The following is a 19,571-nucleotide window of genomic DNA, read 5'->3' on the forward strand; positions in this document are numbered from 1 at the left end:
GTTGTTCCAGATGTACCGAACAATCCCGCCGGAAAGGTTCGGATTTGGAAATCCATAAAAAGGGAGCTCTTGTGCAGGGTTTACTGAGACGGGGGCTGCACCTCCCGGTCTACAAACTCACATAAAAAATGCCGCGTTCTTCCCTCTTCTCGCCGATCTGCCCATCTGCAACAAGCGTATCGATATATTTGCGCACCTCATTCGGGTGCAGCCCAAGGATCCGACTGAGATCGTCGATTGTACAGGGCCGTCTGCGAATTGTGCCGAGAATGGACTCACGGACATCCTGCGAGAATGAGGCAATATCCGAGCGGGAGGCAAGCCCTCCCACCACCTCGATTCCGGGAAAACCAAGAGCGCCTGCAATCCGCTCCAGCTCCTCTGCGGCAGGGACAGTGATCCAGTCAACGATGCCCGGCCGGTCCAGCGTGTTCAGCTGCACACGGTCGGGCCGGATTTCTGCAATCGCATCCCGCAAAAAGAGCAGCTCCTCGTCCGTGTCGTTCAGGCCGGGGATGATGAATATCTCCAGCCACATCCCGCCTTTGAACTCCTTCCTGAGGGCAACCAGACCGGCACGGACGCCGGCGGCCGTTATGGAGTGACAGGGCCGGTCAATCTTCTGAAAGACCGATTCTGAGACGGCATCCAGCGACGGCACGATGACATGAATGTCTGCCACCTCTGCCCGCATGCCGGGGTCGGTGAAGAGACTGCCGTTTGTCAGGAGGGCCATCCGGTATTCCGGAAATGTCTCCCTGATATGGCGGGCAATCCTGCCAATCCCCGAGTGGAGGGTCGGTTCACCGGAGCCGGAGAAGGTGATAAAATCGAGGTGCGGGCGGGTCGAGAGGTAATCATCAATCTCCCGGATGACTGCATCTGTCGGGTAATATTCAGCCCGTTCGGTCGTCAGGTCGGTTGTTTTCCCGCACTCACAATAGATGCAGTTGTAACTGCAGGTCTTGAGGGGCACAAGGTCGATGCCCAGCGAGACACCGAGCCGCCGGGACGGCACCGGGCCGAAGAGGTATTGGTATACCATAACTGTCTCAAAGAGAGATAGCGGGTGGCAGACGATTAACCTGAGCACTGTTACATACGAATGGACGGTACGGTTGCCCGTTACGGGAGGAGAGAAAACAGCAGCACCCCTCGCACTTCAGAAGTGTCAGACCAAAAAAAGGCATATTTTCCGATAACGGTTATTCATCCGGCAGCCGCCGACTTATTTCCTGCTGAATCTGCCGGCAAAAGGACGGGGCTTCATCCATGGTCTCCAGAAAGAGCCGGATACGGCGCACTGTCTCGGGGTTCAGTTCATGCTCCATAAAACAGGCATCCTTCTCTGCCACCCGTTCAGATACTCCAATCAGCAGTAAAAATCTCTTCAGGGTATCGTGGCGGTATTTAATCACCTCTGCAATCTTCTGCCCCTCAGGGCGAAAGACCACTCCTTCATACCGCCGGTACTCAACGAGGCCCAGATTGTCCAGTTTCCGGAACATCTCTACCACACTTGAAGGGCTGAGTCCCAGCTGATCAGCCACATCCTTCGTCCGGGCATACCCTTTTTCAAGAGTAACATTGAGGATCGCTTCCAGATAGTCCTCAGCCTTCCTGCTGAGGTGGTTTGCAATATATCCTTCCTCCATATTACTCCTCCACAGATATTCATCTGCAGAAGATAATAATACAAATGATGGGGGGGTGCGGTGTCGGGCAGATCATGAATCACCTGCACCCTGCATCCGAATCAGATACAGGATACCCAGTGTGAAGGGGAGCAGGAGCACCGCCGGGGTATACGGCGGGGCAAATGCACCCAGAAACCCTGAGAGGGAGTTGAAAAATGCAGGAGAGGAGGCATCTGCGGGAATCGCTGCACAGAGCCGGGCAAAGAGATCAGTGCCCGCAATGAGCCAGAGGAGGGCACCTCCCAAAACCACTTTTGCGGCCTGCTGCAGGGCCACAACCTGTGAGCATCCCGCAAGCATGAAGATGCCGGCACAGACCATGATGAAACCGCCCCATGCCCAGCGAAAGAAATCGTCGCCGGTGATTGCACAAATTCCCACCTGAAAGCCGGGACTGACACCGGCCCATACGAAGATGTCTGCAAGGCCAAAGACAAGGGTTGCAAGGCCAAGCAGGCCGATATATACGCCAATGGGCGTGATTTTCTGAACATTTTGTTCCATGTTATGCCACCCCCAGAAGGATGCCGATGGCATGAATAATGCCACCGTAGATGAAGACGACCGCAAAGAGCACGGCAGCTGCCGCACACAATTCCTTCCACCCTTCCCGGAGCATGACCACAAAGGTGGCCACACACGGGAAGTAAATCGTCACAAGCACCACAGACGCAATTGTCTGATAGGTGGTCATCGGGATGGTCGAGAGCTGTGCGATAGCAAGGTCTTTTCTCAGGAATGCTGCAATAAGGGGACCAACGGTCTCTTTGGGAACCCCGAACCAGACAACAAAGACCGGTTCGAGCAGCTCTGCCAGCCAGTCGATAACCCCTGTGAGGTAGAGAAGGTTTACCACCAATACCCCAAAGAGCACGAAGGGCACTGCCTCCCTGAGGAACCCTTTGGTGCGGTTCCAGAGTTTTTTTGCCACATATTCCTTCACCGGCCAGTGATACCGCGGCACATCCACAAGAATTTCAGGGTTTTGCCCCGGAATCACCTTGTTTAAGACAAAACCAAAGATACCGAACCCGACAATGAGGCAGAGCATCACGATGCCCACCAGATCAGGGAGCACGCTCATCATGATACCCAGCTGTGCACCACAGGGAATAAAGAGGGCAATCAGCGTCATCATGATGAACCGCTGTTTTTTCGTCTCCAGTATACGGGTGGCAGTCACCGCAGGCACATTACACCCAAGGCCAAGGATAGTGGGTACAATTGCATACCCATGCAGCCCGATGCGGTGGAGCACCGAGTCCATGAGGACGGCCAGCCGGGGCAGATAGCCGGAATCTTCCAGTATGGTCATCATCAGGTAGAAGATGAATACCGCGGGAAGCACCACACCGAGAGAGACGAAGAGCCCTGAGGTGAGCATCCCGAATGCCTCAAAACACGTCTCTGCTGCGGGGTTCCCGACAAATAGGAAGTAGAGCCAGCTCGTGGGGTCGGGCCAGACTGCCTGTATCCACGGCAGCCAGAATCCGTCAAAGAACTTCACCATGAACCCGTCGGTCATAAGCGTGCCGGCAAACGAGGTGAAGATACTCCAGAATGCATAGAGTGCCGCCACTGCCACCGGAATGCCGGTAAGCGGTTTGACGGTCAAATCTCCCAGTACATCCCCCAGCGTCTGTTTATAGGTGCCATAGGTGACCGTCTGTTGGGTGATGGCGTCCACCATCTCCCAGCGGGCATCAGAAGAGAGAACCATTTTTAGCGCCCCCCGCATCCACCGCAGCCGCCGCAGGCACGAAGGGGAACTCGTTGCAACTCTTCACCCCGCAGACGGCGTGCAATCCCGTCCAGGTCTGCGATCTGCGCCTTTCGGATATGCCCTGCGAGGGTGCGGACACCTTCTCCGCTTGTCGCGGTTGTCGATACCACCGGCACACCCAAAAGACGCTGGAGTGCAGCGATATCAACCGTTATCTTCTTTTCATGGGCGGCATCCATCATATTGACCGCAACGATACACGGCACACCCCGCTCCATCACTTCAAGGGCGATGTAGAGACCCCGATCGGTCTTCGTTGCATCAAGTACAATCATCACCGTCGCATCCGGATAGTCCCGGAGCATCCGGACAGCCACCTCTTCTGCTGCGTCCCGCGGTTCCAGTGAGTAGGTGCCCGGCACATCAATGATGGTGTAGGTATGCCCGCCCTCGATGAAGGTCCCGCTGGTAAAGTCAACCGTTGTGCCGGGGTAGTTTGATACAACAGCATTTGCACCGGTCATCCGGTTAAAGAGAGCGCTTTTACCCACATTCGGGTTGCCGAGCATCAGAACTGTCGTTCCCCCTTCCGGTAGCACAACGATCTCCTCCGGCCTCACGCCTGTCATACATCCGTCCCGGTCTCTGCCACGATCCGTGCAGCCGTCTCAAGGCCCATGGCAATCTCCAGCTCACCGATGGAGACGACCACCGGCCCTTTTATGGGCTGTCTGGTTATCATCTTCAGCTCCCTGCCAATCCGGAGCCCCATGCAGTTCAGGTCATGCGCAGGCGTATGGATCTCCCGGACGACCGCAGTTTCGCCAAACGGCAAATCGGAGAGTTTTATCAGCATTATTCCACCTTCACAACCTGAATATTCCGGGCCATGCACCGGCCGAGGGCCAGCGTACTGCCCCTCACCTCCACTGCCACCGGCCCGCATGATGACGATACCATAGTAAGCATGCACCCTTCCGCAATACCCCGCAGGGCCAGTTTCTGCCGGAGACGATGTCCCCCCTCTATCCCCGTGACACGTCCCCGTTCACCGGGATGCAACTCGTTCAGGATCATAACAGTCTGCTATTATCTCTCTCATTCGGTTGGTATCAAAAAGGGCCGAAAGAAATTCGGTTTTTTTATGGAGCAGGGATTTGATTCGGAAATCAGTTGGCAAACCGAAAAAACGGAGGGGGTTTGCGCCCGGTTCTGCTGTCATCCCATCCCCCGCCCAAATACATTTGAACACCCACCGCATATGCACGCTCATGATGCCTGACACCTTCCCCTGTGAACTTATCAGCTGGGAACGCTCCGCAGCGCTCGCACAACAGCTTGCACACACCATCCGGGATGCCGGCTATACACCCGACATTGTGGTCGCCATCGGGCGGGGCGGATATGTCCCGGCACGGGTTGTCTGCGACTATCTGCTGCATGAGATGCTCACCAGCATCAAAATCGAACACTGGGGAGTGGCCGCCGAAGAGAAGCCGGAGACCGTCGTCCGGTTCCCCCTTTCCATCGATGTGACCGGCGCCCGACTGCTGGTGGTCGATGATGTGACCGACACCGGAGACACGCTGAAAGCAGCAGTCGCCTATCTCAGGGGATGCGGGGCAGCTGAAGTCAGAACCGCCGTGCTGCAGCACAAGGACACATCAGGATACCTGCCGGACTATTACGCAGAGCAGGTTTTGGAGTGGCGCTGGATCATATACCCGTGGGCGGTTTATGAGGACATTTCGGGATTTGTGGTCCGCGTCCTTAAAAAGGGACCAGGCACCGCAGAAGAGATAATTAAAGCCCTCACAGAGGATTTCAGCATCACCACGGATGCAGGGATAGTGAGAGAAATTTGTGCAGGCCTTGTCCGGCGGGGCGATGCGGAGGAGAGAGACGGGAGGATACAGATACCCGGCTAAACCCCCTCCGGGACCAGTAACACAAAAATCCCACATCGTAAGATTTAGGTCAGGAAAGAGCATCTGTATGTAAAACGGATGCCTGCTCCGGCAAGGATGCCGGTATCCGTACCCGGAGCACTGATGAACACAGCAGAAGTACACCCCATCGGCATCGTCCGCTCCCCCCACCAGCCCCGCGGTGACGCCCCCCGGCAGGGACGCCTCATTCCCGGGGCTGAGATGGATATCGAGATCAGAGAAGAGTACCAGGACGGCATCGGTGATCTGGCAGACGTCAGCCATCTCTTTGTCCTCCTCTGGTTCGACCGGGCCAACAGGAACACCCTCATCGCACACCCGCCGTGGATGGAGGGAAGCCGGCCGGTCTTTGCCACCCGCTCCCCGGACCGCCCGAACCCCATAGGCCTTGACATCGGGAAAATAGTCAGTGTCACCGGACGGACCATCCGGGTGGCAGGGCTCGATGCACTGGACAAAACGCCGGTCCTCGACATCAAACCCTATGCTCCGTCCATCGACGCCATTTTGGATGCAACGGAACCATTCCGGATCTTACCGTGATTCCGGAACCCGGCTAACGGCGACTGCACACCCGCAGGTTCAGCTAACTCATGAACGCATTTCTTCCGGAGACAGCCTCCCTTGCCATAAGCCTCCTCGCCGCTACCATCCCCATGATGGCAGCCGGCGTCTTTGCAGCGGAGCTCATCATGGCATTCAATGCGACCGCCCGGATATCCCGCATCTCCCGGCCGCTCACCACCTGGTCCAACCTCCACCATGAATGCGGCATCTCATTCATGATGGCCTTCATCTCCCCCAAGGCTGCAAACGCGATGCTCGCCAAATACCACCGGGACGGGACCATCACCTACCATGAGATGGTGATTGCGGCGCTGATGAACTCTTTTCCCAATGTAATGATGCACTGGCGCTACCTGCTCCCTGTGTACATCCCCCTGCTGGGCCTGACCGGCCTCGTCTATTTTGCCATTCTGGTTGCGGTCGGCATCATGAAGACCGTGATCGTGATGATCGTTGGGCGGCGGATCCTCCCCGCACCTGATGAGCAGGACGAACAGACAAACCGGCCTGCACCACGGCCAAAATGGAGAAAGGGGGTGCAGACAGCACTAAAGGCGTCCGCCGCATCGTTGCGCCATATCCTCGTCATCAGTCTGCCTACGATCGTCATCGTAGCCGCCCTCATCACCCTCGGATTCTTTGACAGCGTGGCTGATGTGATGCAGGGCTTTGGTGCGTGGTTCCCGGTCCCTGCCGCAGGCTTTGCCATCATCGCCGCCCAGTTTGGCTCGTTTATTGCAGGCGCAAGTGTCGCCTCCACCCTGCTTGCCGCAGGCACCCTCTCCCCGCAGGAGATCATCATCACCCTGCTCGTGGGAAATATCCTTACCAGCGTCACCCGGGCCATCCGCTGGTATGGCTCCTCCTATGCGGCCATATTCGGCCCGCGGACAGGTGCTGTCATTCAGGCCCTCTCCACCGGTCTCCGGGTGGTGGTCATGATTGCAATCGTGGCCGTCCTCTCCGTCATGTGGTAAGAAGGAGGCGAAGCACCCCTCTTTTCTCTTCCATGCCTGCCCGATACGCAGGGAGAGTGCTCGGCAAAGATGTTTTACCGCCCCGGGCAATCCCTCTCCCGGGAAAAAGACCAGGGAATAGGGAAACAATATGCCATACACAGAGACAGAAGAACTCCCGGCACGGGTGAAGTCCCGCCTGCCGCTCCATGCGCAGGAGATTTCCTGGCCGCATTCGACAATGCATGGGAAGAGTATGCAGACCCGGGCAAACGCCGGGATGACGAGAGCCGGGAAGAGACTGCCCACCGCGTTGCCTGGGCCGCGGTGAAACGATGCTACCGGAAGAATCCGCAGACGGGCACATGGGAGAAGAAGAAGGCAGGGTAACAGGGAGAACGGTATCCAGGGCGTGTCTGCTGCAAAGAGACACGGTGCCCTCAATGCACCTTAATAATTCTGTACGGGAGATTTTGGGAAAAAGAACGGATATGACCGGCTGAAAACCACGACAGTTCACGCCGTTTTCAGACAGACCAGCCCCATCCGTCTAAGGGTATCTATTCCTTATCGGGAATCGCGTCCCGCATCACCCGGAAGGATGCGCCGAGAATGCCGGTTCTGCCGACGAGCCCGGCAATGCTGATGGCATCCCGGATCTGGTCACGGGTGGCACCCTCTTTGAGGGCAGCGCCGATATGGACCTTCAGGCAGGCGTTGGCGCCGATGGCAGCAGCTGCTGAAACAGCGATCAGCTCTGCTGTTTTACGGTCCATCGATTCCGGGTTGAAGGTGTAGAGATCGCCGAGCCCGTTGAACGCAAAGGAGTCAGGCCGTTCCCTGAGGATGGGCAGGATAAACGGGACAACCCCGAGGGTCTGCTTAAAATCATCCATGATACCGTCGCACACGTCTTCTTTGTTGACGAGGAAATCGTCTATCGTTTTCTGTGTCTCTGGATTCATCTGATATCCTGTACCGGTATGTCATACTCCACCATAGATGCAACCACTCAGGCAATCCCCGTTCTGTGCACTTCCGGTCTTTTCAGTCGCCATATCCTTCCGGCCAGTGTTTTTCCGCACCGGCAGAACCAGGATTCTGAAAAAGAGGCTGAAAAGACAAGGAACCACTCACAAAGAAGATACTGCATTCCGCATAGCAGCATAAACAGTCACCCGAATCAGGACGGGAGAGAGACTGAACAGTTCATAAAACAGGAAAAATCCATGCCGTATCAGGCGAGACAAATAGAGTATGGCACTAAACGCATGGCTCTCCCTTCTGGTGGCAGGCATCATGGAGACCGGATGGGCAGTCGGCCTCAAATATACCGAAGGCTTCACCCAACTGCTCCCGTCCGTCCTCACCATCGCCCTGATGGGAGGCAGTTTCTACTTTCTCTCAAAGTCACTTGAGACACTGCCCATCGGCACCGCCTATGCCGTCTGGACAGGCATTGGTGCGGTGGGAACCGTCATTTTAGGCATCCTTCTCTTCGGTGAGTCACGGGAGCTCCTGCGTATCCTCTGCCTTCTGCTGGTAATCTCAGGGATTATCGGGCTGAAACTCGTCAGCGGGGAGTGACAGGGAGAAACGAAGGGGAGGCATGCAGCGAAGAAAGGGAGAAATAGAGGCAAACCATGCCTGCCTTCACCGCTTTTTGTTCTCCTCAAACCAATCCCGGAACAGGGATTCATTGAACGTGATCGGCTGCATGAAATACAGGACCATCCGCGGCAGAGTAACCACCGACTTCAGGAGGAGGGAACCGCATCTTTTCAGGAGAGACATGGCCCGGACAGAAATCACCCCCGTGATTCAATATAGCGCAGATATTCGCTGTACAGGGCGTCCTCATATGCCCCGGCCTTCTTTGTCGGGACATAGTTTGCCGCCTTCACCGCCGCAAGAAGCGCCTCTTTTACCTGTACAGGGCCGGAGAGGTTCAGCCCTGCGACCTGCTTCAGGATCTGGTCAAGGCCGTTGATGCCGACCGCTTTGCCATCCACCATGATCTGTTGGACATCGCCTGCCTTCGAAACCATGCCGCCGCAGACCGTACAGTACTCCCCTTCGTCATCCACCATTTATCTCTTCACCCCGTTCTTTGCCCACCACTTCATCCAGGACATCATCCCGCCGGTCACCCCACATTCGACCCGGATCTATGCCCGGATCATCACGAGCATCATCTTAAACCGCGTCACCGCTGAAAGGGCATGCGGTGCATTCGCCGGGAAGATGATGGTGTCACCCGTTTTCATCACATACGTCTCACCGGAGAGCCAGACCTCACACTCGCCGTCCAGGATCGTGACCACCGCATCAAAGGGAGCAGTATGCTCACTGAGCCCCTCATCCTCGTCAAACGAGAAGAGGGTGATGGTACCCACCGGTTTGTTCACGATCATCCGGCTTGCGACCGCACCCTCCTGGTAGTCCACGAGGTCTGCGAGATGCAGGACCTTCCCCTTCAGTTCATCCCGGTTATTTTCTGACATACCGATACTTCACCCCGGTATGGCCATGCATACCGTAATATCCGGTATTTGGCTCATAACTGCAATAAAGGGTTGTATGGAACAGAATGGTATCCGTCGGGATACCATGCCCGTTTGGTGAAGGATAACACCCGCTCACCTGCGCCAGGTATGCAGATGCTGGGAGAGATAATAGAAGACAAACCAGAAAAGGGCCGCCGCACCCGGCACCGGGAGGAGGAGACGGTCTGCCGGAATGTGATACACATACCCCCCTGCAATGACCACTGCCGCCATGGACACCAGGAACTTTGCAAACCAGACCGGCCGCCGGTCACGGGAATCCCCCGTATGGATGCCGCCCTTCAGGTGCAGAGAGGAGAACGGCAGGAGGGGCTGCAGGCCACTTATCGTGCAGCAGTCCTCTGCCAGATGGAGGATACTCCCAAAGAGAAGCCCTGCGTAGACGAAGAGGAGCACGTCCGTCCACAGGACCATCTGCATGCAGAGGATGCCTGTTACTGCAGAGATGGCAGCCACTGCGACAGACACCCCATACAGGGTATGGAGGGAACACCGGTGGCGCCCGTCAAACCGGCATCCTGTCACCCAATAAACACATCGCACGACGGATACAATCCCGATGCACACACAGGAACAGATGAAGCTGCCACAGCTCTTCAGATGCACACCCTGTGCGGCAACGAGGTCCGCATCCGGCAGATGGCTCCCCCCAAATACCCCGACAAGAAAACAGACACAGCACCAGAGGCATGCGGCAGTGAGATCTGACGATAAAAACGGTGAAATACAGAGGAGTGCAGTCGCCATTGAGAGGACAACATGGTCGTCTCCCCTCACCTGCCGATCACCGGCAGTCCAACCATACCTCCGCCCCTTCCGGCCGCCGTCGTCGGGATACCTCCAGATATTGCAGGCGGATACCAGCGAGAGCAGAAGAGATACATTGCATCACGGTTGATGCTGTCTGAAAATAAAGGCGATGACTGCGGCCCGAAACTGTTTTTGGCCCTGTTTTCTTCAAAAAAAGTGATGTTGTGGTCGCCGCACCTCAGAGGATGCGGGTGCCTTTTGTGGGTTTCGGCACCTTCACGACGAGCACCCGGAAGGGGGCTTCACTCCGGTTAAACCAGCGGTGCGGGATCCCGGCCGGACTCTCAACGAGCTGATCTTTTCCCACCACTTCCTCCTCGTCTCCGATCTCAACGACCCCGGTGCCTTCGAGGACATAGAAGAAGACGTCAACCGGCGTGATGTGTTTTTTGAGCTCTTCACCCGGCTGGAGCGTGATGACGACTGCCATCGCATGTTCGGTGTCATAGGCCACACGGGCATCCACCTGATGAGGGTTTTCGCCCACCGGCAGGCTGGCGATATCTGTGATCTTCATACGACTCCGGTCGTCCCGGAAGGCAATAAAGATGCCAGTGCCCGGATGGATACCACGCCATCGGCCGTCGTGCTTCGGTGCCCTGTCCGGGCCTACTGATCTCCCCAGTCCCCGGCGCCCTCCAGTGCCTGCCGGACGAGTGACCGCACCTCACCGGGGAAGCCGGACACCTGCCTTACGTCCCTTTTCCGGTCCATTCCGTCCGCCCATGCCGTTCCGGTGAGCGGGATCCCGGCGGTGGCAAAGAATGCTGTTGCAATCGCACGCAGAGGAATGAAGTTCACCTCGCCCTCCCGGCCGCAGACGCCGAAGAAGAGCCCGGCCTGATGGCTCCCCTGAACCACATCGGTAAGATTGCGGCGCGCATGGTATGCCTGGAAACGGTCAATGAGGGCCTTCAGGGCACCGGGGACACTGCAGGAGTAGACCGGGGCGCATACCGCAAGCACCCGGCAGCGCTGCACCAGCACAAAGACCTCGTCCATATCGTCGGCAAATGTGCAATAACCGGTGTTATAGCACTGGTAACATCCGATGCAGGGGTGGATATCCATATCATCCGGGTAGAGAACCTGCACCGTCCCCCCTGCCCGGTCCGTCTCTGCTGCAATCAGGCCTGCAGTCTGCCCGCAGTTCCCGTCCGGGCGGGGACTGCCCTGGATGATCACCACATCTGCCGTCTCTGCCGCCGGCAGGCACCGGGGATGCAGGCGGCTGAAATACTCCACCATATCCGTTGGATGTTCTGTGAACTCCCCCTCCCACTCATCTGCCTGCCTGAATGCAACGGATTTCGCATCCAGCTCCATTGCAGGCGTGTACTCATAGGTATTGGTGAAAAACTCCGTCACGGTCCGGCCTGTTCCGTCAGTAACCCGCACCCCATACCGCTCCATGCCGGGATACAGGTGGGTGAGATCTGCACTGACGCATGTAATCAAAAAGTCTCCCTGTGCTGTCTGCACCGTCCGCCGCTCCAGTATGATCTCCCGAATCATCACTCAGTTCCTGTGGGTCTCCCAAAAAAAACCGCACCACGGCGGTGGCCAAAGGATGAAAACGCGTACGTCATTCAGGCATCCCCATACCTCCAGGCCCCGGCCGGAATATGAATCGAAAAAGTGGCCCCCTCCCCTTCAGTCCCAACCTCGGTGATTGAGCACCCCGTGATGCCCAGCACTTCCCGTATGATAAAGAGGCCCAGCCCGGTATTTGACCCGACACCACGCTCGAAGATCCGTTCTTTCTGGCTTTCCGGCACTCCGACACCGTTGTCTGTCACCAGAAGCGTGCCTGAGCCATCCGCACCTTCCGTGAAGGATACATAAATATCCGTAACGGAGACGCCGTGCCGGGCCGCGTTGTCGAAGAGGTTATAGAATACCTTGACAAGCATCGTATCGGCATAAATCTCCAGGGCTCCCGTCATACAGGAGATCTGAATCAGACGGGGGTCAATGGCATCGGCCCCCTCTGCACAGGCCGCATTCACCTTCTGCCACCGGGGCGCCTTTACCCCGAGATCCTGGTAATCCCGGGTGAATGAGATCTGCCGGTAAATCCGCTTGGTCGCCTCAAAGAGCTTCTCGATATACTCATGGCCCGGGGCATCATCCGGCGTCAGCTCCTCAAGCAGTTCAGAGTATGAGAGCAGCACCTGCACCTGGTTCAGGATATCATGCCGGGTCATAGACGAAAGGATATTCAGCTTTTTGTTTGCCTCCCGCAGGGCCGCCCGGTAGCGGTGCATCTCAGTGATGTCCATGAACGACACCACGAAATTCATCGGTTCCCCATGGGTGTCCGAGATGACCGTGGCAGATGCCAGCAGATCAATCGTCCGCCCGTCTGCCGTCTTTCCGTGCTGCTCCCCGAACCAGTTTCCGGTCTCCGTAAGGTTCTGGAGTGCAGCCGCGGACTGCTCCCGGTCTTCACCCAGATCTATGATGGAGAGGCCCACCAGTGCGGTCTCGTCGTCATACCCAAGCATCTTCGTCAGAGCTGCATTTGCATAGCGCACGCTCCCATCCATCGAAAGCAGGGCAATGCCGTTCTGCGTCGCCTCGATGGCCGCATTCTTCAGGTGCAGATCCCGTTCTGCCTCGCGGATATCGGTGACGTCCTCACCGGAACTCAGGGTGCCGGTGATCATCCCGTCTGCGTTGCGTATCACCGTATTATGCCAGAGGATTCTCCGGTATTCACCATCCTTCGTGAGGATCAGATTCTCTGCCACCTCGTCACCGGGATGAACATCATCCGCCAGCAGGTGGTCAAGCCGGCTGATCACCGTTTTTCTGACAGGGGACGGCAGGAATGTGGCATACCAGTTCTTCCCGATGATCTCCTCCGCCGGATAGCCCAGAATCTCAGCCCCTCGCCGGTTTATGAGCTTTACCTCTCCGTTCCGGTCGATAACGATGAACATGACCGGGGCGAGGTCAAGGTATTGCTGTAGCAGGTCGCGTTCTTTCCTGACCGTCTCCTCAGCCTGCCGGACTTCACGAAAGAGCGTCTCATATGGCCGGCGGAAGGCGGAGACAACGAGCGCCTGGTATATCAGCGCAAAGGATGCCAGCTTAAAGAGATGGCCTGCAAAATTCGAGAGCCCATAGACACTGACGTAGAAGGTGAACGACAGTTCTGCACAGATGGTGAGGACGATTGAGGCAACGACCAGCCAGAAGATGTCATCCTCAAAGTGGTCACGGTGCCGCCACAGGAGATAAATAGCGCACGCAAGGAGGATACAGATGAGATACTCACTCACAATCTTAAAGAGCGTGAGACCCTCCCCCTCCACATAGCAGGCAGGAAAGAGGCCGGGAACAAAGGCAGCGGTCACGAGGACGGCTGTCGCCGCCGCATAGAGGCCAAGCACCCGGTATGGCTTCATCGTCCGGCTAAACATCAGGGGTGCGACCACAAGGGTGGCCGCCTCCATGTACCGGGCAATGATCCAGAGCTGGGTGGGCAGGTTTGGACCATACCCGACAAAGATATCCATTCCCGCATAGGCAAGCGTGTGGATGAAATCAATGCTGCCAATGAAGAGATAGGCAATCCCCACGATGAGGAGATAGGTATTCTGGAGGTACCCGCGGGTATTCCACACAATGATGAAGATGGCAGCAGCAATGAGAACCGAAAACATCTCAACGATGACATGAAAAAGCAGGAAACTATAGAGAGAGGTAAGGACGGCACCTGCAAGAAGCAGGATCAGAACCGCAAAAAAGATCCGGTTTTCTGAAAATAGCCGACCCGAAATACCGTGATCCTCATTTTCTGATGGGTTCATCTGTTCACCTTCTTCATTGCTGGTGTTCATCCTCTGGGTGCGGGGTAGAATAATAAAGAGATAATTTCTCCTGGATATGATAACATTACCTGATCCATATTCCAGGCGGGACATCTTTCAATGGAGAGAGATTACCCATTATTTTATCGATCCGGGCATGATACTCTTCGTATTCAGAAGAATGGCAACAACGTATGGATCATATCTGGAAAGGAATCCCAAATCAAAGCAAGATATAAGTATATCCCACACGAGATAGTTACTACATCGGGTACTCAATTCCCAAATATCTCATCCAATGCCTGAAATGTGGTGAATATCGTGCAAAAACTGATCCATTATCTCCTCACCATCCTCTTATTGATATGCAGTATTGCATATATCATACCCGTATTTGCCGGATGACTGATTACCCACAGGCGTACCTACCAAGAATGTTCCCGGTAATAATTGAGACCGCCTACCGCCGGCGAAGATCAAAAACCCAGCGTGATACACCAGGGGCCACATTGCCACACCGGCGCATCCCACTCACTACACATCCCATACCCCGGAATTTCGCCATGAGCATATCGGTCTCTTCCGGTACGGTAAAAGTATAGAAATGAATGATACCGCCCCGGCGAACCAGAGGAATAACCTCATCAAGAGCAGTATTCAGCCCGTATGGCGTGGGAACAATCGCACGATCATAGGCCTCCCTGCAGGACAACAGCAGCTGCATGGCATCACCCTCAAAGATGGTGACGGCATCCTGCACACCGTTTGTCCGGACATTCTCCCGGAGATACCCGCAGGCATCGGGGTTCATCTCGATTGCGGTCACCCGGGCACCCTGCTGTGCAGCGGGCACCACAAAGGGGCCGACGCCGGCAAACGGCACCAGCACCCGCTCACCTGCCCGCACGCATCCTGCCACCCGGTGGCGTTCAAAGGCAAGGCGGGGATTGTAAAAGGCGGTCTTCACATCCAGACAGTAGGTGAAGCCATACTCACGGTGAACGGTCTCTGTGGATTCCCTGCCATAAATAACGGCATAGCCAGCCGTCCGGCGGGTGCCCGCCACCGGGGCCGTGCGCATACAGACCGACCGGATGCTGTGGCGTTCCTCAGCGACGCACCGGCCGATCACCTCACGGTAGGGCAGAAGGGCATCAGGCAGGGAAACAACGGCCACATCCCCGATGACATCGTAGTGATCCGGCACGAGACAGGCCATATCCGGGGGCAGACAGCCTCCACAGCGGGATGAAAGTGACATCAGTATCTCTCTATGTAGCCGCAGGAGACGGATAAACCATCGGATATCCACCGGTTACAGAACAGTCACGGATCATGTGAAGCCAAGATCCTCTTTTATGTCCTGCAGGGCGGCGACCGAGAGTGCATAGTATGCAGACAGCTCCATATATGCCTCAATCTTTTGGATGCGTTCGCGGCTGCACCCAGCGGCAAACGCCCGGTCCTTCATCTTCTTCTTCACCGTCTTTGCCGTGACATCACTCAGCGAACCGCCCTTCACCATGGCGCAGGCAATCACCAGCCCGGATATATTATCTGCGGCCGTGAGGGCGGTATCCACCGGGGTGTCGGAGTCCCCGTATTTCCGGTAGTTGTGCCGCTGCACCGGACCTGCCACCTCTTCGCCGAAGCCTGCGGCACGGAGCAGAACCGCCCCCGCATCTCCGTGACGCTCCATATCCTCATTCACCTCCTCATAGTCGATGTCATGCAGGATGCCGATCACCTCCCAGAGGTCTGCATCCTCCCCCAGCGCACCCGCCGATGCACGCATAATGGCGGCGGTGGCACGACAGTGGGCGATGAGGCTCTCCTTTGCCACATGCTCCCGGAGGAGCAGGATGGCATCATCACTCTCCATGGAAAAAGGATGTACGGCCAAAGGGATAAAATTCGCCATCCGAACGGCGGCGGGAGAAACCATATATAATCACAGGATAAACCTCGCATACCATCATATTCCCGGTTTTTCCCCGTCATACACCGTTCTGTATCTCCACCAAAACAGAGAGAAAGGGCGCATAACGGGCCCGGAGGATAGTTTTCATGAAGCAGGCATCAATATCCCTACCCCGACAGACCGTCACCGAGATCGTCTGCCACCGGAGTTTTGTGAAACTGCTCGACTTTGAGGCCGGGGAACTGCAGGCACTGCTTGCCCTTGCAGGACGGCTCAAGGCGGCAAAGAAGAACAAAAATGAACGGAAATACCTGGAAGGGCGCCAGATAGCACTCATATTTGAGAAGAGCTCCACCCGGACACGCTGCTCGTTTGAGGTGGCGGCACGGGATCAGGGTGCCCACGTCACCTATCTCGGGCCGGAAGGCTCCCAGATCGGTCACAAGGAGTCCATCAAAGACACTGCCCGTGTCCTCGGGCGCCTCTATGACGCAATCGAATTCCGTGGATACTCACAGGAGAGCGTGGAGACACTCGCTGCATATGCCGGTGTGCCGGTCTATAACGGACTGACCGACGAGTTCCACCCTACCCAGATCCTCGCTGACGTGCTCACGATGACCGAATCCACCGGTCGACCGCCGGAGGAGATCTCCTTCTGCTATCTCGGGGACGGCCGCAACAATATGGGCAACTCCCTGATGGTCGGTGCGGTGAAGCTCGGGATGGACATCCGAATCTGCGGGCCGGTCTCGCTCTGGCCTGACAAAGACCTGACGGCCACCTGCCGGGAGATTGCTGCACGAACCGGGGCCTCACTGACCCTCACCGAATCCGTCCCGGAGGCCGTCGCCGGCGTGGATTTCGTCTACACCGACGTCTGGGTATCAATGGGAGAGCCAGAAGAGGTCTGGAACGAACGCATTGAACTGCTCCTGCCGTATCAGGTGACGATGGGGATCATCAAAGCCACCGGAAACCCGGACGTGCGCTTTATGCACTGCCTGCCCTCCTTCCACAACCGGGACACCGAGGTGAGTGAGGAGCTCTTCCGTGCAACCGGCCTTTCCGAACTGGAGGTCACCGACGAGGTATTTGAGTCGCCATACTCCATCGTCTTCGACCAGGCCGAGAACCGCATGCATACCATCAAGGCCATCATGGTGGCAACCCTCGCCGATGACGCCTGCGTAAAGAACGGAGGCGGAGCTCAGAACCGATGAGGATCGTGATCGCCCTGGGGGGCAATGCCCTCCTGCGCCGGGGAGAACCGATGACCGCAGCTGCACAGCGCGGGAATGTCCGGACGGCAGCAGAGGCGATTGCACCGGTCGCATCCGGCCACGAGGTCCTCCTCTCCCACGGCAACGGCCCTCAGGTAGGCCTGCTTGCCCTTCAGGCAGCAGCTGCAGGGAGTGGAGATAACGCGGTTTTCCCCCTTGACGTCCTCGGGGCCGAGACCGAGGGGATGATCGGATACCTCATTGAACAGGAGCTCGGGAACCTCCTCCCGGAAGACCAGCCCCTTGCCACCCTTCTTACGATGGTGGAGGTGGCAGCAGACGACCCCGCCTTCACTCACCCGACAAAGTTCGTCGGCCCGCTCTATACCCACCAGGAGGCAGATGCCCTTGCAGCAGCACATGGCTGGTCATTCCGGCAGGACGGAGAAGCATGGCGACGGGTAGTCCCGTCACCGGAACCACTCCGGATCTTTGAAATACGCCCCGTCCGCTGGCTGCTGGAGCACGGGACCGTCGTCATCTGCACCGGAGGAGGAGGCATCCCGACGATGTTTGCCCCGGACGGAAGACGAGTCCTGACCGGAGTGGAGGCAGTCATCGATAAAGACCTCGCAAGCGCCCTCCTTGCCCGGGAGACAGAGGCAGACCTCCTCATCATGGCAACCGATGTCAACGGCGTGTACGAAGACTGGGACACCCCGGCCGCACGCCGCATTGTCTCCGCCCCACCGGAGGCCCTCGGTGCAGGGACCTTCCCCGCAGGGTCAATGGGGCCGAAGGTCGAGGCCGCCTGCCGGTTTGCCCGCACTCCCGGAAAACGGGCCGCGATAGGGGCACTTGCCGATATCCCTGCTCTGGTGGCAGGAACCGGCGGCACTCAGGTATTCACCGGCGCACCATACCGGACAACAGCCGGTGACCGGAATGAGGAAGCAGGAGAGGAGCATGCCTGATTTTGGTGTCTACTCAGAGACAGGCAGGCTGCGCACGGTGCTGGTTCACCGTCCGGGCGACGAACTGCGCCACCTCACTCCCTCAAACCGGCAGACCCTCCTCTTTGACGATGTCCTCTGGGTCGACCGGGCCGCAGCAGAGCATGACGAATTCACCCGTCTGATGGAGGCGGAGGGAGTCAGGGTCTGCCACCTTGCAGACCTCCTCGAAGAGAGCATCCGGAAAAGCCGGGTCTGCCGTGAGGAACTGGCCGCCTCCGCCCTGCAGACAGCAGGTGCCGGGACGCCGCTTGCAGAGAGACTGCATGCATACCTCATGGAGAGTGAACCCGCCGCACTGGTTCACCACCTCACGGCAGGGCTCCGGTTTGCGGATCTCGCAGGAGAAGAAAACCGGCACATGGAGAGGCAGTCCCTGGTTGCAGCCGCAGCCGACGCTGACGGGTTTGCCATCCCGCCACTCCCGAATACCATGTACACCCGCGACTCCTCATCCTGGTTTGCAGGCGGCCTCACCCTGAACCCGATGTACTGGCCGGTCCGGCGGCGTGAGACGATGAACGCCGCTGCAGTCTACCATCATCATCCTGCCTTTGCCGGAAGAGACCTCCCTTTCTGGTACGGGGAAATGACCGTGGTTCCCGGCTGCCCGCCTGTAACCCCCGGGACTGCGTCCATGGAAGGCGGGGATGTGATGCATGCCGGTATGAGGAACGTGCTCTTCGGGATGAGCGAGCGCACCGGCCCGCAGGTCATCGAGACCGTTGCATCCCGCCTTTTTGCAGCAGACGCAGCGGACCGCATCATCGTCTGCCGCCTCAGCCCCGACCGTGCCCATATGCACCTTGATACGGTCTTCACCTTTCTGGACCCGGCCACAGCCACCATCTATCCCCCGGTGACTGATACGGCTCCTGCATTCTCCCTCTACCCCGGAAAAGAGACAGACACGGGAGAGACACCCTTCATCGTGGAGCGGGAGGAGAGTTTCACCGGGGCCGTGGCAGACGCCCTCGGCGAGAGGCATCTGACCCTCATCCCCACCGGAGGCGATCGCTATGAGGCAGAACGGGAGCAGTGGGACGACGGGAACAATGTGGTCGCCCTCCGCCCGGGTGTGGTCGTCGCCTATGCCCGCAATACCCACACAAACCGGAGCATGGAGAAAGAAGGCATCGAGGTGCTCGAGATCTCCGGTGCAGAACTCTGCCGGGGACGAGGCGGCACCCACTGCATGACCTGCCCCTTAAAACGCGATCCGGTATAGTTCCACAGGTGTTTGCCTCTTGTGTCTGGCATAGACCTAAATAGGGTGAACAATCGATAAAGCAACCAGCCGGTCTCCGGAGGGAGACCAGGCCGGATA

The 19,571-nt window shown here is 57.3% G+C and carries 25 protein-coding genes; 8 read left to right on the forward strand and 17 right to left on the reverse strand.

Annotation, left to right across the window (positions count from 1 at the left end):
- Nucleotides 1-109: 109 nt before the first annotated feature.
- From L1S32_RS08880 to L1S32_RS08910, 7 genes are all read right to left on the reverse strand, one after another.
- A complete protein-coding gene (locus L1S32_RS08880) occupies nt 110-1,045 on the reverse strand; it encodes a radical SAM protein (protein WP_278154668.1) in 936 nt (311 codons plus the stop codon).
- 160 nt (nt 1,046-1,205) lie between these two features.
- Complete coding sequence (locus L1S32_RS08885) at nt 1,206-1,655, reverse strand: metal-dependent transcriptional regulator (RefSeq protein ID WP_278154669.1); 450 nt, start codon at nt 1,653-1,655, stop codon at nt 1,206-1,208.
- 72 nt (nt 1,656-1,727) lie between these two features.
- Nucleotides 1,728-2,201, reverse strand: a complete 474-nt coding sequence (locus tag L1S32_RS08890; RefSeq protein WP_278154670.1) for a hypothetical protein — start codon at nt 2,199-2,201, stop codon at nt 1,728-1,730.
- Nucleotide 2,202: 1 nt separating this feature from the next.
- The gene (locus L1S32_RS08895; RefSeq protein ID WP_278154671.1) at nt 2,203-3,417 is read right to left on the reverse strand and encodes a nucleoside recognition domain-containing protein; all 1,215 of its coding nucleotides are present in this window, start codon (nt 3,415-3,417) and stop codon (nt 2,203-2,205) included.
- Between the two features lie 2 nt (nt 3,418-3,419).
- Entirely contained in the window at nt 3,420-4,049 is a 630-nt protein-coding gene (locus tag L1S32_RS08900) for a FeoB small GTPase domain-containing protein (RefSeq protein WP_278154672.1), read from the reverse strand.
- A complete protein-coding gene (locus tag L1S32_RS08905; protein WP_278154673.1) occupies nt 4,046-4,276 on the reverse strand; it encodes a FeoA family protein in 231 nt (76 codons plus the stop codon). Before L1S32_RS08905 ends, L1S32_RS08900 begins: the two co-directional genes overlap by 4 nt.
- Nucleotides 4,276-4,497, reverse strand: a complete 222-nt coding sequence (locus L1S32_RS08910) for a FeoA family protein (protein WP_278154674.1) — start codon at nt 4,495-4,497, stop codon at nt 4,276-4,278. Before L1S32_RS08910 ends, L1S32_RS08905 begins: the two co-directional genes overlap by 1 nt.
- Before the next feature lie 194 nt (nt 4,498-4,691).
- Here L1S32_RS08910 and L1S32_RS08915 point away from each other — a divergent pair, with 194 nt between their 5' ends.
- The 4 genes from L1S32_RS08915 to L1S32_RS08930 all read left to right on the forward strand — a co-directional run bounded on the left by L1S32_RS08915 (nt 4,692) and on the right by L1S32_RS08930 (nt 7,282).
- A complete protein-coding gene (locus L1S32_RS08915; protein ID WP_278154675.1) occupies nt 4,692-5,348 on the forward strand; it encodes a phosphoribosyltransferase in 657 nt (218 codons plus the stop codon).
- A gap of 123 nt (nt 5,349-5,471) precedes the next feature.
- Nucleotides 5,472-5,912, forward strand: coding sequence for a tRNA (N6-threonylcarbamoyladenosine(37)-N6)-methyltransferase TrmO (gene tsaA / locus L1S32_RS08920; protein WP_278154676.1), 441 nt, complete (start codon nt 5,472-5,474; stop codon nt 5,910-5,912).
- Nucleotides 5,913-5,962: 50 nt separating this feature from the next.
- On the forward strand, nt 5,963-6,913 hold the full coding sequence (locus L1S32_RS08925) for a nucleoside recognition domain-containing protein (RefSeq protein ID WP_278154677.1): 951 nt from the start codon (nt 5,963-5,965) through the stop codon (nt 6,911-6,913).
- Nucleotides 6,914-6,982: 69 nt separating this feature from the next.
- Nucleotides 6,983-7,282, forward strand: coding sequence for a ChaB family protein (locus L1S32_RS08930; RefSeq protein WP_278154678.1), 300 nt, complete (start codon nt 6,983-6,985; stop codon nt 7,280-7,282).
- Nucleotides 7,283-7,452: 170 nt separating this feature from the next.
- On the opposite strand, the gene L1S32_RS08935 is transcribed toward L1S32_RS08930, so the two are convergent.
- Nucleotides 7,453-7,857, reverse strand: coding sequence for a carboxymuconolactone decarboxylase family protein (locus L1S32_RS08935; protein ID WP_278154679.1), 405 nt, complete (start codon nt 7,855-7,857; stop codon nt 7,453-7,455).
- Between the two features lie 292 nt (nt 7,858-8,149).
- Here L1S32_RS08935 and sugE point away from each other — a divergent pair, with 292 nt between their 5' ends.
- Entirely contained in the window at nt 8,150-8,479 is a 330-nt protein-coding gene (gene sugE, locus L1S32_RS08940; protein ID WP_278154680.1) for a quaternary ammonium compound efflux SMR transporter SugE, read from the forward strand.
- 66 nt (nt 8,480-8,545) lie between these two features.
- On the opposite strand, the gene L1S32_RS08945 is transcribed toward sugE, so the two are convergent.
- From L1S32_RS08945 to L1S32_RS08985, 9 genes are all read right to left on the reverse strand, one after another.
- Complete coding sequence (locus L1S32_RS08945) at nt 8,546-8,686, reverse strand: hypothetical protein (protein ID WP_278154681.1); 141 nt, start codon at nt 8,684-8,686, stop codon at nt 8,546-8,548.
- A 14-nt stretch (nt 8,687-8,700) separates the two neighbouring features.
- Nucleotides 8,701-8,982, reverse strand: coding sequence for an NAC family transcription factor (locus L1S32_RS08950; RefSeq protein ID WP_278154682.1), 282 nt, complete (start codon nt 8,980-8,982; stop codon nt 8,701-8,703).
- Nucleotides 8,983-9,060: 78 nt separating this feature from the next.
- Entirely contained in the window at nt 9,061-9,396 is a 336-nt protein-coding gene (locus tag L1S32_RS08955) for a cupin domain-containing protein (RefSeq protein WP_278154683.1), read from the reverse strand.
- Nucleotides 9,397-9,531: 135 nt separating this feature from the next.
- On the reverse strand, nt 9,532-10,236 hold the full coding sequence (locus L1S32_RS08960) for a metal-dependent hydrolase (protein ID WP_278154684.1): 705 nt from the start codon (nt 10,234-10,236) through the stop codon (nt 9,532-9,534).
- Nucleotides 10,237-10,447: 211 nt separating this feature from the next.
- The gene (locus L1S32_RS08965) at nt 10,448-10,786 is read right to left on the reverse strand and encodes a cupin domain-containing protein (protein ID WP_278154687.1); all 339 of its coding nucleotides are present in this window, start codon (nt 10,784-10,786) and stop codon (nt 10,448-10,450) included.
- Nucleotides 10,787-10,878: 92 nt separating this feature from the next.
- A complete protein-coding gene (locus L1S32_RS08970; RefSeq protein ID WP_278154689.1) occupies nt 10,879-11,784 on the reverse strand; it encodes a flavodoxin family protein in 906 nt (301 codons plus the stop codon).
- Between the two features lie 74 nt (nt 11,785-11,858).
- The gene (locus L1S32_RS08975; RefSeq protein WP_278154690.1) at nt 11,859-14,087 is read right to left on the reverse strand and encodes an MASE3 domain-containing protein; all 2,229 of its coding nucleotides are present in this window, start codon (nt 14,085-14,087) and stop codon (nt 11,859-11,861) included.
- A 460-nt stretch (nt 14,088-14,547) separates the two neighbouring features.
- Nucleotides 14,548-15,348 carry a class I SAM-dependent methyltransferase family protein gene (locus tag L1S32_RS08980; protein ID WP_278154692.1) on the reverse strand — a complete coding sequence of 267 codons (801 nt, stop codon included), beginning with the start codon at nt 15,346-15,348 and terminating at the stop codon, nt 14,548-14,550.
- 72 nt (nt 15,349-15,420) lie between these two features.
- Nucleotides 15,421-15,969: an HDIG domain-containing metalloprotein gene (locus L1S32_RS08985; RefSeq protein ID WP_278154694.1), complete on the reverse strand. Its 549-nt coding sequence runs from the start codon at nt 15,967-15,969 to the stop codon at nt 15,421-15,423.
- Nucleotides 15,970-16,154: 185 nt separating this feature from the next.
- Between L1S32_RS08985 and argF the strand changes: the two genes are divergently transcribed.
- From argF to L1S32_RS09000, 3 genes are read left to right on the forward strand one after another with little or no spacing between them, the layout of a single operon-like run.
- Nucleotides 16,155-17,231 (forward strand): ornithine carbamoyltransferase, encoded by a 1,077-nt coding sequence (gene argF, locus L1S32_RS08990; protein WP_278154696.1) that lies wholly within the window; start codon nt 16,155-16,157, stop codon nt 17,229-17,231.
- Nucleotides 17,228-18,205: a carbamate kinase gene (gene arcC / locus L1S32_RS08995; protein WP_278154698.1), complete on the forward strand. Its 978-nt coding sequence runs from the start codon at nt 17,228-17,230 to the stop codon at nt 18,203-18,205. The genes argF and arcC overlap by 4 nt, the downstream gene beginning before the upstream one ends.
- Nucleotides 18,198-19,472 (forward strand): arginine deiminase, encoded by a 1,275-nt coding sequence (locus tag L1S32_RS09000; protein WP_278154701.1) that lies wholly within the window; start codon nt 18,198-18,200, stop codon nt 19,470-19,472. Before arcC ends, L1S32_RS09000 begins: the two co-directional genes overlap by 8 nt.
- Nucleotides 19,473-19,571: the final 99 nt, after the last annotated feature.

The sequence above is a fragment of the Methanogenium sp. S4BF genome, assembly GCF_029633965.1.
GTDB lineage: Archaea > Halobacteriota > Methanomicrobia > Methanomicrobiales > Methanomicrobiaceae > Methanogenium.